This window comes from Actinophytocola oryzae (assembly GCF_004364325.1).
GTDB lineage: Bacteria > Actinomycetota > Actinomycetes > Mycobacteriales > Pseudonocardiaceae > Actinophytocola > Actinophytocola oryzae.
This window is the reverse complement of record NZ_SOCP01000008.1, coordinates 401,980-414,512: the sequence shown is the minus strand read 5'-3', so window position 1 is coordinate 414,512 and position 12,533 is coordinate 401,980. Positions and strand designations below refer to the sequence as shown.

The following is a 12,533-nucleotide window of genomic DNA, read 5'->3' as shown; positions in this document are numbered from 1 at the left end:
AACGAAATGGAGAATCGCCATATGGGCGACTACGCCAAGGCGCTAGGGAGCAAGCTCCGTGGCATCCGCCAGCAGCAGGGCCTGTCCCTGCATGGCGTCGAGCAGAAGTCAGGCGGACGCTGGAAGGCCGTCGTCGTTGGTTCCTACGAGCGTGGCGACCGTGCCGTGACCGTGCAGAAGCTGGCCGAGCTGGCCGACTTCTACGGGGTTCCGGTGGTCGAGCTGCTGCCGGAGGGCCGGGTGCCCTCGGGCGCCGAGCCGGCGACCAAGATCGTGATAAACCTGGAGCGGCTTCAGCAGCTCCCAGCGGAGAAGGTGGGCCCGCTGGCCCGCTACGCCGCCACGATCCAGAGCCAGCGCGGGGACTACAACGGCAAGGTGCTCTCGATTCGCACCGAGGACCTGCGATCCCTGGCGATCATCTACGACATGACCCCGGGTGAGCTGACCGAACAGCTCATCGACTGGGGGGTGCTCCCACCGGAGGCCCGCCCGTCCAAGGAGGACTGAGCCTGCTCGTCTCTACGGGCTTTTGACGCACCGCCGCACGGCCGAAGGAACACGGGAGTTCGGCCGAGCAGGCGCGCGAGGACAACAACCCGCACATCGACTGGCTTTCCCGGCCGCGACCCCTTCGGGAGGGGGGCCGCGGCCGGCTGTGTCTCCAGACTCCCCGGTTGGTCATCCGGCTCGGGATCCGGCGTGATCGTCGCGCTGCGTACGCGAACGGCCCTGACCGGACCCGCGAGTGCAGATCATCGGCTACTCCATTCAGGTCACCAGCTCCTACCCGACCGGGGCATTACGCCGCCTGCGCGGTGTCACGGTGCCGGTCCGCGAGACCGCGACACCGACCAGACAGAGCACGCCGCCCGCGAACGTGAGCCGGCCCGGCACCTCGCCGAGCAGCAGCCACGACATGACGATCACCAAGGCGGGCACCAGATACGTCGTCGCACCCATCTTCGCCGCGGACGTGCGGGCAAGGGCGTACGACCACAGCGGGAACGCCAAACCCGTTGGGAGCACACCGAGATAGACCACGTTCAGCGTCGCGGACGCCGGCGCGGCGGCCACGCCGGACACCAGCTGCCCGGAGAACGGCAGGCACGCCACCATCCCGACGAGACAGCTGAACGTCGGCACCTGCAACGCGCTTCCGTGCCGTAGCGCGGATTTCTGACTCACGACCGCGACCGCGTAGCCGACCGCGGCCACCACGCACGACAGCACGCCGAGCACCGAGGCGTGGCCGTCGCCCGACATCGAGAGGCCGACCACGATCGCGCCGCCGAACGACACCGCGATCCCCACGAGCACACGCGAGGAGAAGCCCTCACGCAGCACCCAGCCACTCAGCAACGCGATCAGGACAGGTCCGACGTTCACCACCATCGCCGCGGTGCCCGCGTCGATCTCCTGCTCGGCCCAGTTCACCGCGACCATGTACAGGCCGAACCACAACAGACCTGCCGCGAGGATTCCCGGCCACGCCGCGCGTGCCGGCCAGCCCTCCCGCCGTACCAGCAGGAACGCGACCAGCACGACCGCGCCCGTGAACAACCGCCCCAGCGCGAGCGCGCCGGGCGTGTAGTACTCCCCCACGCTGCGAATGGCCACGAAGGCCGAGGCCCACAACACCACGGTGACGCCGGCGGCCAGCAGTGACCGCCGGTCGGTCGTACCGGGCCTGTCGCTGTCTCCGTTCATGTCCGCCACGCTATGGCGGGTTCACGTCGGTTGCCGCCGAAACGAGCAGCGGGTATCGGACCTGGCGTTCTACAGCGTCGCGCGCAGCTGGTCGGCGATCGTCGCGAGCCGCCCGAGCACGCCGTTGACGAACCGGGGCGAGTCGTCCGTGGACAGCGACTTGGCCAGCTGGACCGCCTCGTCGATGGCGACGGGGTCCGGCACGTCGGTCGCCCACAGCAGCTCGTACACGCCCAGCCGCAGGATCGCGAGGTCCACGAACGGCATCCGGTCGAGGGTCCAGCCCTCGGAGTGCTCGGTGAGCAGCTCGTCGATCCGCTCGCGCCGTGCCGCCACGCCCTCGACGAGCGTGACGGCGTAGTCGTTCGGCGCCGGGTGCTCGGTCGACTCGGTGCGCTCGAGGAGCAGCGTCACCGGGTCGGCGTCACGAAGCGCCGCCGCGTACAGGACATCGACCGCGCGCTTGCGAGCTTTGCTCCGCGCGCCCATCTACGAGCTGACGCGGCCGAGGTAGCGACCGTCGCGGGTGTCCACCTTGACCTTCTCGCCGGTGGACAGGAACAGCGGCACCTGGATCTCGGCGCCGGTCTCCAGCGTCGCGGGCTTGGTGCCACCGGTGGAGCGGTCGCCCTGCAGGCCGGGGTCGGTCTGCTGGATCACGAGCTCGACCGAGGTCGGGAGCTCGATGAACAGCGGGTTGCCCTCGTGCGTGGCGACGGTCGCGGTGCTGTTCTCCAGCAGGAACTTCGACGAGTCGCCCACGACGTCGCCGTCGATGTAGGTCTGCTCGTAGGTCTCGCCGTCCATGAAGACGAACTGCGTGCCGTCCTGGTACAGGTACGTCATGTCGCGGCGGTCGACGGTCGCGGTGTCGACCTTGATGCCAGCGTTGAAGGTCTTGTCGACGACCTTGCCGGTCATGACGTGCTTGAGCTTGGTGCGCACGAACGCCGGGCCCTTGCCGGGCTTGACGTGCTGGAACTCGACAACGGTCCAGAGCTGGCCCTCCAGGTTGAGCACCAGGCCGTTCTTCAGGTCGTTCGTGGATGCCACGGGGTCGTTCTCTCCTAGTCGGATCGTCTACACGACGACGAGCTGTTTGGTCGTCAGCGTGAGAAGCTCTGGATCGCCGTCCCGCACGACGAGCGTGTCCTCGATACGGACCCCGCCCCTGCCTCCCAGGTAAACACCCGGCTCCACGGTGACTGCCATGCCGGGGAGGAGTCTACCTTCACCCGTCTTGGCCAGGGACGGTGCCTCATGGATCTCCAGTCCGACCCCGTGACCGAGACCGTGCAGGAACTCACTCCCCCGGCCTGCGGCCTCCACGACCCCGCGCGCGGCGGCGTCCACGTCGGCCACCGCGGTGCCCGGCCGCAGCGCCGCGCGACCGGCCGCCTGCGCGGTCGCCACCAGGTCGTACAGCTCGCGTTGCCAGTCCGCGGGCGCCCCGAGGACGAACGTGCGGGTCATGTCGGAGTGGTAGCCGTCGACGAGCGCGCCGAAGTCCAGCTTCACGAGGTCGCCGGTGGTGAGCTCCGCGTCGGTCGGGCGGTGGTGCGGGATCGCGGAGTTGGCGCCCGCGGCGACGATCGTGTCGAACGACGGGCCCGCGGCGCCGTAGTCGAGCATGCGGGTCTCCAGCTCGCGGGCCACCTCGCGCTCGGTGCGGCCCGGCCGCAGTCCGCCCTGCTCGATGAGGTCGGCGAGCGCCCGGTCGGCCGCCGCGCACGCCATCCGCAGCGCCTCGATCTCGTCGTCGTCCTTGACCATCCGCTGGTCCTCGACGAGCCCGGGGGCACGCACCAGCTCGACGCCCTCGGCGAGCCCGGTGAGCTCGTCCAGCTCGTCGACGGTCACGCGGTGGCTCTCGTAGCCGGTGCGGCGGTAGCCCTTCGCGCTGGTCAGCGCCGCGAGAGCGGGCCCGCACGGACGCTCGACCAGCCGCTCGAGGTCGGGCACCTGCCTCGCCGACTGCGTGAGGTAGCGGCCGTCGGTGCAGAACACCGTCCGCTCGTCGTCCTCCGCGTGGACCAGCAGCGCCGCGTTCGAGCCGGTGAAGCCGGTCAGGTAGCGGACGTTGCGCAGGTCGACGACGAGAAGGGCGTCCAGCTCGCGTTCCGCGATACGGGAACGGAGTGCCGCACGGCGGCGCAGATGCGTCTCGGGCATGACCTCGATGTTAGTGGGACTAACCTGTCCCAATGCGAACCTGGCTGGTACGGGGCTCGGCCATGGCCGTCGTGCACGCGGCGGCCGAGACGCTGCGCGCCGACTTCGGGGTGGCGCACCCGACCTCGCGGACGTTGTTCGAGGCGCTCACGCTCGGCGTGCTGGTCGGGGTAGCGGCGGTGTGGGGTGCGGTGGACAGGTGGCGTGGCCTCGAGGACGCCGGGCGGACGTGGTTGATCGCGTCGCTGGTCGCGGGCTGGGGCTCGGCCGTACTGGGCGTCGTCGGCAAGTCGGTCTTCGTCGACCAGACGGGGGTCGCCGACCTCGGCGCCGCGCTGACCGGCGGGGCCGCGTTCACGGCGTTGCTCGTGCTGATCCCGGCGGCGATCGGGCTGGGGGCGGGCAACTGGATCCGTTCGACCCGCGCCTCGGCGGACACCGACGAGGAAGAGGACGCCGGGGCTCAGCGGGGTGGGCCGACCAGGTCCAGGCCGCGTTCGTAGCCGTCCCACTGCTGCGGGGTGACCGACAGCGCGGTCGAGGAGTTGGCGGCCGCCACGTTCCCCGAGGTGATGCGCCACAGGCGGTCGTCGAGCAGGAACGCGACGCCGCGGCCGCTCGCCGTCCGCGCGGGCACGCCGGGGGTCACGCGCGCGGCGACCTCGACCTTGTCCAGCGACACCGGCCGCCTCGCCAGCACGCGGATCGCGAGCTGCTCTGCCACCGAGCGCCGGTCGAAGCGGACGATCTTGCCACCGACCACCAGGTCGACGGTGCGGGTCGGGGACGGCACCGCGAAGCCGTCGAGCGCGAGGACCGCGCGTGCCGGGTCCGCGCAGGCGTCGAAGTCGACGACGTCGAGACCGAAATGGGCGATGCCGGACGGGCCCGCGGGCGCGTCGTAGGTGGCACGCATGAGGTCGATCGACGCCTTGCCGCACGGGTTGTCCGTCGACACGACCGCGTGGCCGTCGGCGCGGCGGACCAGGCCGGGGCCCTCCCGCCACGGGCCGGCGACCAGCAGCGGCTTGTACGGCTGGAAGCGGAAGCCCCAGTCCCAGAAGGTGATCGTGGTGCCGTCGCGGGTCTCGTGGGCGATCGCGAACGCGGCGAGCGCGTCGACCCACATCCAGTCGGCGCTGAACGCGTCGACGACCGAGCGGGTGCGGGCACTCGTGTCGGCCACCGGGTGGAACCCGTTCGCGCCGAGTGCCTCGACGTTCCTGGTGAACGCGGGGTCGGTGGAGCGCAGCACGAACTGGCCCGCACCGTTGTGGCCGGTCGCCTGGCCGGTCGTGTCGGTGAACATCAGGTAGAACCAGCCCGCCACGTACACCGCTGAGGGCTGGCCCGCACCGTAGGTGTTGTCCCGTTTGAGGTCACGTGAGGCGGTGACCAGCGGCTGGCCGTCGTTCGCCCTGGTCCAGACGCGGCCGTCGGGGCTGGTGGCGAGGCCGATGGCGTTGCCGTGGGCGTGGTCGCCCGAGGCGCCGGTGTAGTACATGTAGTAGGTCGCGCCGACCTTGATGACCGACGGGTCGCAGGTGTGCACGGCGTCGAACTTGCTGGTGCTGCCGGAGAACACCGGGGTGCCGCCGCTGCCGTCCGGGCCCGCGAAGGGGCCGTCCATGGACGCGGACTCGGCGAGCAGGACGTCGTCGCCGGGCGGGTTCGCGACGCCGAGCTGGCTGCACCACCACATGCGGTAGCGGCCGCCGTCGAACAGGACGGTCGGCGCGTAGTTGTAGGGGGCGTCACCGCTGCCCGCGGCGACCACACCGGGGCTGCGGCGTCCGCCGACGGCCTTGAGCGCGACCGGGTCGGTGATCGGCGGGGCGACTGGCTTGGGGGCCTGGGTGGCTTCTCGGGCGGGTGGGCGCGCAGCGGGCTCGGGAGCGGCCTCACTCGGCGTGCATCCCGCGGTGACCGCGGCGGCGATCATGGCGACCAGCAGGCGTCTTCGACGGTGCGTATGGCGCATCGCGAAGAACCTCCGTACGTTGCCCCGACAATCGGCCGAAGACAGTGTAAGGACTACTCCGAGCAGACGTGGTCCTTCACGGCCGGGCGACGAGCTCCACCTCGAAGCCGTCGGCGTTTTCCAGGTACGCGGCGTAGTGGTCGGGCCCGCCCGCGTGGGGGTGCCGGTCGGCGAACATGAGCTGCCAGCCGTGGTCCCTCGCGGCGGCGGTGACGCGGTCGACGTCGGCACGCGAGCCGGCGTGCAGGGCGAGGTGGTTGATGCCGGGGGCCAGGCGTTCGTGCCGGTCACCGGCCCGCGCGGGCGAGTCCTCGACGACGACGTAGTTGTCGCCCTGGCGCCAGCTGACGCCGCGTTCCCAACGCTGGTACTCGTGCCAGCCGAGCTCGGTGAAGAGCCAGCCGAACGTCTTCTCCGCGGTGGCGAGATCGGCGACCCACAACTCGACGTGATGCACGCCACTGGGCTTCACGGGCAGTGCGACGAGGACCCGGTGCTGGCCGCCGTAGTGCAGTCCACCCCCGACGTCCACGAACCCGAGCCGCTCGCCGAAGCGCCTGGCACGGACGTTGTCCTCGTGGACCAAGGCGAACACGGCGGGCGCGATGGTGAAACCGGTGGTCAGGAGGGTGGTCGCGACCTCGGTCGCCAGACCGGTGCCCCAGTGCTCCCTGGCGAGGTACCACCCGCATTCGAGCACGTCACCGGGCAGTTCGGTGGACACGCTCAGGTGCGCGACGCCGACCACCTTCTCGTCGCGCTCGATGACGTGGACGCCGGTGCCCGCAGGCCCCTCGAGGCCGCGCCAGATCGCGGCGAGCTGCCGGACCTGGTCGGGGCTCGTGAGGTCACGCCGGTGGAAGCGGCCGAGCGCCGGGTCCGCGAACAGGGCGACGAGCGCGTCGGTGTCCCGTTCCTCGACGGGTCTCACGCGTTGTCCTTGAGCCAGCGCAGCGCGAGCGTGTACCCGTCGATCCCGAGTCCGACGATGACGCCGCTGGCGATGGCGGAGAGGTAGCTGTGGTGGCGGAACTCCTCGCGCTTGTGCACGTTGGTGATGTGCACCTCGACCAGCGGCGCGGTGAGCAGCGCGCAGGCGTCGCGGACGGCGATCGAGTAGTGCGTCCAGGCGCCCGCGTTGAGGACGACGGGGTGCCCGTGGTCGGCGGCGTCGTGGATCCAGCCGATCATCTCGCCCTCGTGGTCGGTCTGGCGGACCGTGACGTCGAGTCCCAGCTCGGAACCGGTCTTCTCGCAGATGGCGACGAGGTCGGCGTAGGTGGTGCGGCCGTAGACGTCGGGCTCGCGGGTGCCCAACCGGCCGAGGTTGGGCCCGTTGAGCACCAACACCTTCATGGTTTCGACTCCTTCCGGGTTCAGCTCGGCGAGCTGATCCTGTCGTAGGCCGCGGCGAGCAGCTCCGGCGCCGGATCCTCCAGCCGCCCCGGGTTGGCCAGACCGTCGAGGACGACGAAGCGAAGCCGCCCCGCCCGGGTCTTCTTGTCCCCCAGCATGGTCGTGACCAGCTCGGGGAGGGCACCCGGCTCGTAGGTGGTGGGCAGCCCGATGGCGTCGAGCACCGCACGGTGCCGGTCGGCGGTGGCGTCGTCGAGCCGTCCGGCGGCCCTGGCCAGCTCGGCGGCGAAGACGAGCCCGACGCTGACCGCCGCCCCGTGCCGCCACCGGTACCGCTCGCGGCGTTCGATGGCGTGGCCGAGCGTGTGGCCGTAGTTGAGGATCTCCCGCAGGGACGACTCCCGCAGGTCGGCCGCGACGACGTCGGCCTTGACCTGGATCTTGCGGCGAACCAGCTCGGCGAGGACGTCCCCGTCCGGATCGAGTGCGGCGGCGGGGTCGGCCTCGAACAGGTCGAGGATCCCGGGGTCGGCGATGAAGCCGCCCTTGAGCACCTCGGCCATGCCGGGCACGAGCTCCTCGCGGGGCAGGGTGCGCAGGGTGGTGAGGTCGACGATGACGGTCCCGGGCTCGTGGAAGGCACCGACGAGGTTCTTGCCCGCGCCGATGTTGATCCCGGTCTTGCCCCCGACGGCGGCGTCGACCATCCCGAGGAGGGTGGTGGGCACGTTCACCAGCCGGACCCCGCGCATCCAGGAGGCGGCGACGTAGCCCCCGAGGTCGGTGACCGCACCGCCCCCGAGCGCGACGACGGTGCCGCCGCGGTCCATCCCCATGGCGGCGAGGGCGTCCCAGCAGCGTCCGGCGACGTCGAGGGTCTTGCCCGCCTCGGCGTCGGGCACGGTCAGCAGGTGCGCGTCCACCCCGCTGTCGCGCAACCGCTCCAGGGTCGCTCCGGCGAGCGTGTCCAACGTGGGTGGGTGCACGACGGCCACTGTGGACGATCCGGCCACGGCGGCGACGACGTCGTCCCCGAGACCACGCCCGATGACGACGTCATAAGCCCGATCGGTCGCGACCTTGATCCGGACCGGCTCCGCTCCCACGGCGACACTCCTCCACCTAGCCGAAGGCAAAATCATGGCACGCGCCGCACGTCCCGGGGCCGGGCGTCGCGTTCGTCCGGGAAGCCGGTCAGCCTGCCGCGGGCATCGACGCGAGCACGTCGGCCAGGACGTCGTCCGGGGTGCGCTCGCTGGTCTGGATCGTCGTGGCCGCGACCGCCGTGTAGACGGGGCGGCGGGTGTTCAGCAGCTCACGCAGGTGGGCGCGGGGGTTCGGCAGCAGCCACGGGTGCAGCGGCACGAGGCCCTCGCGGCGCAGCAGCTGGTCGAGGTTCACGTCGAGGAACACCACGTGGTGGCCCTTCAGCAGCTCGGGCACGCCGGGTGCGGTCGGGGTGCCACCGCCCAGCGCGAGGACCCCGTCGTGCTTGGGGAGGAGGTCCCCGAGCAGCTCGCGCTCCGACTCCTGGAACTTCTCACGGCCCAGCTGCACGACGAGCTCTCCCGCGGGGAGGCCGTGCGCACGCTCGAGGTCGTCGTCGAAGTCACGGAACCCGACGCCGAGGCGTTCGGCGGCCAGGCGGCCGACGGTGCTCTTCCCGGATCCAGGCGGTCCGACGAGGATCAGCACGGGCCCGGTCACCAGCGCTCCTGAAGTGCCTTGAGGTAGGACTCGGCGTTGCGGCGGGTCTCGCCGATGGAGTCGCCGCCGAACTTCTCCAGGGCGGCCTCGGCGAGCACGAGCGCGACGACGGACTCGAGGACCACGCCCGCACGCGGCACCGCACACACGTCCGACCGCTGGTGGATCGCGACGGCCGGTTCGCCCGTCCTGGTGTCCACGGTCGACAGTGCACGCGGGACGGTCGAGATCGGCTTCATCGCGACCCGGGCCCGCAGTGGTTCGCCGTTGGTGATGCCACCCTCGAGACCACCGGCGCGGTTGGTGCGCCGGGAGACACCGGGGTTGGCGGGGTCGATCTCGTCGTGCGCCTTGCTCCCCCAGCGGCGCGCGGTGGTGAACCCGTCGCCGATCTCGACACCCTTCATCGCCTGGACACCCATCAGGGCGGCGGCGAGACGCGCGTCGAGCCGACGGTCCCAGTGCACGTGCGAACCGAGCCCCGGCGGGAGCCCGTAGGCGAGGATCTCGATGACGCCGCCGACGGTGTCGCCTGCCTCCTTGACGGCCTCGACCTCGGCGACCATGGCCTCGGTGCCCGCGGGGTCGAACGCCCGCACGGGGCTGGCGTCGACCGTGTCGAGGTCGTCGGGCCCCGGCGGCGGCCCGTCGGGTGCCTCGGCCGCGCCGATGGAGACGACGTGGCTCACGATCTCCACGTCGAGCAGCTGTCGCAGGAAGCCACGGGCGACCGTGCCGAGCGCGGTCCTGGCGGCGGTCTCCCGCGCACTGGAGCGTTCGAGCACCGGCCGCGCGTCGTCGAAGCCGAACTTCTGCATGCCGGCGAGGTCGGCGTGGCCGGGCCGCGGCCGGGTCAGCGGCTCGTTGCGGGCGAGGTTGGCCAGCTCGTCGGGGTCCACGGGGTCCGCGGACATGACCTTCTCCCACTTGGGCCACTCGGCGTTGTCGATCCGCACCGCGACAGGGCCGCCCTGGGTCAGCCCGTGACGCACCCCGCCGAGAAACTCGACCCGGTCGGTCTCGAAGCCCATCCTCGGGCTACGCCCGAGCCCGAGACGTCGCCGGGCAAGCTGCTTCGCGAGGTCGTCGGTCGTGACCTCGACCCCGGCGACCATGCCCTCCAGCACGGCTACCAAAGCAGGCCCGTGTGACTCTCCAGCGGTGATCCAACGCAGCACCTGTCGATCCTGTCATGTCCTCCTAAAGCTCCGATCAGCGGTTACCTAGGGCCGGGCTGGTGACCCGGCCGGCGACGCCGGCAGGTGCCCCATCCGCCTCGAGCGGCGAGCGCCACCGGCGCCAGAGCCACGCCGTTGGCCTGGACCCGACCGGCACCGGCTGCACGACGGCCCCCTGCCCAACAACGAACCGAGACTGCGGTCGTTGTCCGACAAGCCCGCCGCGCACGGACCGCTGCCGATGGTCGTTGACCAGCCCGAGACGATCGCCGCGTCGCCGGTCGCCGCGGCCCCGGCCAGCACGTTGCTCACATACCTGAGCTGACGATGCCGCATCGCCACCTCTACCCGATCGTGTGAAGGCCGACGCCCGGGACGCCTTCGTCGTCGCCGATGCCGCCCGCTCCCCCGGATTACCGGCGTCCACGCCCTGAACGAGACCCACGCCGCCCGACATCAGCCGGCGCGTATTCCGGGCCAGGGCACGAGGGCGACGGCGTCGGCCGTCACCAACACCTCCTCACCCGCCGCCGCACCGCGATCTCGTGCGTGGACCCTGGACCGGGCGCTGGATCAGCGACCGGCGTCGTTGGTCCCGCGAATCGTGCCGGGACGTGGCATCCTCGCCGGATGTCGGACATCCTTCGTGTGGTCACGTACAACGTGCTCACCATTGCCGAGGCTGACGGACCGGCTCGGCACCGGATCATGCGTCGGGTCTTTCCCGGGCTCGGTGCGGACATCGTCGCCTTGCAGGAGGTGACGCGCGGGGCTGACTCGGACCAGGTTGCCGAGTTGCTCGGGTCGGAGTTCACGGTCGTCGACCTTCCAGGTGGTTCGTCTGCTGGAGCTGGGGAGTGTCTTGCGACTCGGTTGCCCGTCGCGGCGGTCCATGCGCTCGACGTGCCGGTTTCGGGTGAGGGGCCACAGGCGGTCAGGGCGACCGCGGTGGCCGTTGAAGTGTTGGCGCCGCAACCGATCGGCTCGGTTCTCGTCGTGCATCACCGTGGGACGTTCGAGCTTCCCTTCGAGCACGCGAGGGAGCGCCAGGCCGTCGCCACGGCTCGTTTCGTCGAGGAGCTGGCTGCCGACCGGGACGAGCTTCCTGTTGTCCTCCTTGGAGATCTCAACGCGGCTACGGACGCCGCCAGTGTTCGGTTTCTGACCGGCAAGCAGTCGTTGGACGGGTTCAGCGTGCGGTACGAGGACGCCTGGGCGGCCGTGCACGGGGACCGTCCAGGCCACACGTTCAGCCCTCGCAATCCGCTGGTTCGGGCTGGGCAGCTGCCGTCGGAACGAGGGCGTCGGATCGACCACGTCCTCGTCCGGAGCGGGGCTTACGGCCCTGCACTGGAGGTCGCGGACTGTCGCATGCTGTTCACCGATCCCGTTGACGGCGTTTGGCTCAGTGACCACTTCGGACTGCTGGCCGACCTGCGTCGACCGGAGCACCGGCCAGGGCATTGGGCGGAGGACGTCACCGGGTGAGCAGCCCGGCCCGGGTCACCTGCGCGTCGCCACCTGGCCGCACCGACGAATCGTGCTCCTACGGCGGCTGTATGGTCGGGAACGTTGCCACTACGTAGGTTGCCGCCAGTAAGGCCGGGCCGTGTGGGACGCCGGAGCGCCATCGGTCGCGTGTGCGGCGTGGGGCCGTCGCGTTCAGGAGCAGGGTCAGTAACGCGGCCAGGGTTGTGCCCACGATCAGTGCCGGTAGGCCCACCGCGCCCATCACCGCGCCCTGGGTGCCGGACAGTTTGACGTCGCCTGCGCCCATCGCCTGTGGGGAGAGAGTGTGTGCTGCCAGGTACGCGCCGCCCAGGGTTACCGCGCCCAGCAGTGCACCTTGGGCGATCTGGTGACCTCCCTGAGTCGTCGCCATTGTCATCGTCGCCGCGGTTGCCGGGTAGGCCGGCAGTGTCAGTGCGTTCGGTAGGCGGCGGTGTCTGAGGTCCACCACCGTCAACATCACCGCCAGCCAGCCCACCAGGAGTGGGACTGGCAGCCACCACCACGGGAGGTGGCCTGCCGCTGCTCGCCAGCCCACCAGGGCCCAGAGGAGCGCCACACCCAGTGCACACCATCCTTTGTGGACGGATGCGCCACGGGAGAGGCGTGTCAGTAGGAGTTGGCCACACGTACCTGTTGTGGCGCCTGCGCTTGCGAGGAGGAGTGAGGTGTTCATGGGTCAAGGATCGGGTGGGGAGACCGGGAGGGGCAAGGCGGAGGGCGAGCGAATGGGACTCTCGTACGGGAAAGTCAGGGAAGGGCACGTGTCAGGATGTCCGTGACCACCGTGGTCGCGTCGCCGTAGTCCTGCACGTGGCGCCATTCCTTCTTGGACAGTTCGCGTTTCACCGCCGCGTAACGGTTCCGGTCCGCCTCGTTGGTGCGCAGCCGGTCACGAAGTCCCAGCATGCAGTGCTCGT

General features: G+C 70.8%; 15 protein-coding genes and 1 pseudogene. 4 read left to right on the top strand and 12 right to left on the bottom strand.

Annotated features, from left to right (window positions below):
• The first annotated feature begins 21 nt into the window (after nt 1–21).
• On the top strand, nt 22–510 hold the full coding sequence (bldD, locus tag CLV71_RS23540; RefSeq protein ID WP_075123575.1) for a transcriptional regulator BldD: 489 nt from the start codon (nt 22–24) through the stop codon (nt 508–510).
• A 276-nt stretch (nt 511–786) separates the two neighbouring features.
• Here the strand turns inward: bldD and CLV71_RS23535 are convergent, their stop codons facing one another.
• From CLV71_RS23535 to CLV71_RS23520, 4 genes are all read right to left on the bottom strand, one after another.
• Nucleotides 787–1,710 carry a DMT family transporter gene (locus CLV71_RS23535; RefSeq protein WP_133904990.1) on the bottom strand — a complete coding sequence of 308 codons (924 nt, stop codon included), beginning with the start codon at nt 1,708–1,710 and terminating at the stop codon, nt 787–789.
• A 69-nt stretch (nt 1,711–1,779) separates the two neighbouring features.
• Nucleotides 1,780–2,199: a transcription antitermination factor NusB gene (gene nusB, locus CLV71_RS23530; protein WP_133904989.1), complete on the bottom strand. Its 420-nt coding sequence runs from the start codon at nt 2,197–2,199 to the stop codon at nt 1,780–1,782.
• Nucleotides 2,200–2,763 carry an elongation factor P gene (gene efp, locus CLV71_RS23525; protein ID WP_133904988.1) on the bottom strand — a complete coding sequence of 188 codons (564 nt, stop codon included), beginning with the start codon at nt 2,761–2,763 and terminating at the stop codon, nt 2,200–2,202.
• A gap of 27 nt (nt 2,764–2,790) precedes the next feature.
• The gene (locus CLV71_RS23520) at nt 2,791–3,882 is read right to left on the bottom strand and encodes a M24 family metallopeptidase (RefSeq protein WP_133904987.1); all 1,092 of its coding nucleotides are present in this window, start codon (nt 3,880–3,882) and stop codon (nt 2,791–2,793) included.
• Between the two features lie 32 nt (nt 3,883–3,914).
• Between CLV71_RS23520 and CLV71_RS23515 the strand changes: the two genes are divergently transcribed.
• A complete protein-coding gene (locus CLV71_RS23515; RefSeq protein WP_133904986.1) occupies nt 3,915–4,385 on the top strand; it encodes a B-4DMT family transporter in 471 nt (156 codons plus the stop codon).
• Here CLV71_RS23515 and CLV71_RS23510 read toward each other — a convergent pair.
• From CLV71_RS23510 to aroC, 6 genes are all read right to left on the bottom strand, one after another.
• The gene (locus CLV71_RS23510) at nt 4,346–5,863 is read right to left on the bottom strand and encodes a glycoside hydrolase family protein (protein WP_133904985.1); all 1,518 of its coding nucleotides are present in this window, start codon (nt 5,861–5,863) and stop codon (nt 4,346–4,348) included. The genes CLV71_RS23515 and CLV71_RS23510 overlap by 40 nt on opposite strands.
• 76 nt (nt 5,864–5,939) lie before the next feature.
• Entirely contained in the window at nt 5,940–6,794 is an 855-nt protein-coding gene (locus CLV71_RS23505; protein WP_243866657.1) for a GNAT family N-acetyltransferase, read from the bottom strand.
• Nucleotides 6,791–7,219 carry a type II 3-dehydroquinate dehydratase gene (gene aroQ, locus CLV71_RS23500; protein WP_133904984.1) on the bottom strand — a complete coding sequence of 143 codons (429 nt, stop codon included), beginning with the start codon at nt 7,217–7,219 and terminating at the stop codon, nt 6,791–6,793. The genes CLV71_RS23505 and aroQ overlap by 4 nt, the downstream gene beginning before the upstream one ends.
• 20 nt (nt 7,220–7,239) lie before the next feature.
• Complete coding sequence (aroB, locus tag CLV71_RS23495; RefSeq protein WP_243866656.1) at nt 7,240–8,325, bottom strand: 3-dehydroquinate synthase; 1,086 nt, start codon at nt 8,323–8,325, stop codon at nt 7,240–7,242.
• 88 nt (nt 8,326–8,413) lie between these two features.
• Complete coding sequence (locus CLV71_RS23490) at nt 8,414–8,926, bottom strand: shikimate kinase (protein WP_133904982.1); 513 nt, start codon at nt 8,924–8,926, stop codon at nt 8,414–8,416.
• Complete coding sequence (gene aroC, locus CLV71_RS23485) at nt 8,923–10,104, bottom strand: chorismate synthase (RefSeq protein ID WP_133904981.1); 1,182 nt, start codon at nt 10,102–10,104, stop codon at nt 8,923–8,925. The genes CLV71_RS23490 and aroC overlap by 4 nt, the downstream gene beginning before the upstream one ends.
• 128 nt (nt 10,105–10,232) lie before the next feature.
• Here aroC and CLV71_RS50695 point away from each other — a divergent pair.
• Together CLV71_RS50695 and CLV71_RS23480 are read left to right on the top strand one after the other, a co-directional pair.
• A pseudogene (locus CLV71_RS50695) lies at nt 10,233–10,511 on the top strand (IS110 family transposase); the annotation flags it as partial.
• A 223-nt stretch (nt 10,512–10,734) separates the two neighbouring features.
• Nucleotides 10,735–11,592 carry an endonuclease/exonuclease/phosphatase family protein gene (locus tag CLV71_RS23480; protein ID WP_166664222.1) on the top strand — a complete coding sequence of 286 codons (858 nt, stop codon included), beginning with the start codon at nt 10,735–10,737 and terminating at the stop codon, nt 11,590–11,592.
• Nucleotides 11,593–11,650: 58 nt separating this feature from the next.
• Here CLV71_RS23480 and CLV71_RS23475 read toward each other — a convergent pair whose 3' ends face one another.
• Both CLV71_RS23475 and CLV71_RS23470 read right to left on the bottom strand, forming a co-directional pair.
• The gene (locus CLV71_RS23475) at nt 11,651–12,091 is read right to left on the bottom strand and encodes a prepilin peptidase (RefSeq protein WP_243866655.1); all 441 of its coding nucleotides are present in this window, start codon (nt 12,089–12,091) and stop codon (nt 11,651–11,653) included.
• 272 nt (nt 12,092–12,363) lie between these two features.
• Nucleotides 12,364–12,522: a GrpB family protein gene (locus CLV71_RS23470; protein WP_133904978.1), complete on the bottom strand. Its 159-nt coding sequence runs from the start codon at nt 12,520–12,522 to the stop codon at nt 12,364–12,366.
• Nucleotides 12,523–12,533: the final 11 nt, after the last annotated feature.

Excerpts from the sequence above, each read along its gene's own strand:
- CLV71_RS23480 (WP_166664222.1), top strand. The coding sequence starts at position 10,735 with ATGTCGGACATCCTTCGTGTGGTCACGTACAACGTGCTCACCATTGCC.
- CLV71_RS23510 (WP_133904985.1), bottom strand. The coding sequence starts at position 5,863 with ATGCGCCATACGCACCGTCGAAGACGCCTGCTGGTCGCCATGATCGCC.
- CLV71_RS23515 (WP_133904986.1), top strand. The coding sequence starts at position 3,915 with ATGCGAACCTGGCTGGTACGGGGCTCGGCCATGGCCGTCGTGCACGCG.
- CLV71_RS23470 (WP_133904978.1), bottom strand. The coding sequence starts at position 12,522 with ATGCTGGGACTTCGTGACCGGCTGCGCACCAACGAGGCGGACCGGAAC.
- bldD (WP_075123575.1), top strand. The coding sequence starts at position 22 with ATGGGCGACTACGCCAAGGCGCTAGGGAGCAAGCTCCGTGGCATCCGC.
- CLV71_RS23535 (WP_133904990.1), bottom strand. The coding sequence starts at position 1,710 with ATGAACGGAGACAGCGACAGGCCCGGTACGACCGACCGGCGGTCACTG.
- aroQ (WP_133904984.1), bottom strand. The coding sequence starts at position 7,219 with ATGAAGGTGTTGGTGCTCAACGGGCCCAACCTCGGCCGGTTGGGCACC.
- CLV71_RS23520 (WP_133904987.1), bottom strand. The coding sequence starts at position 3,882 with ATGCCCGAGACGCATCTGCGCCGCCGTGCGGCACTCCGTTCCCGTATC.
- nusB (WP_133904989.1), bottom strand. The coding sequence starts at position 2,199 with ATGGGCGCGCGGAGCAAAGCTCGCAAGCGCGCGGTCGATGTCCTGTAC.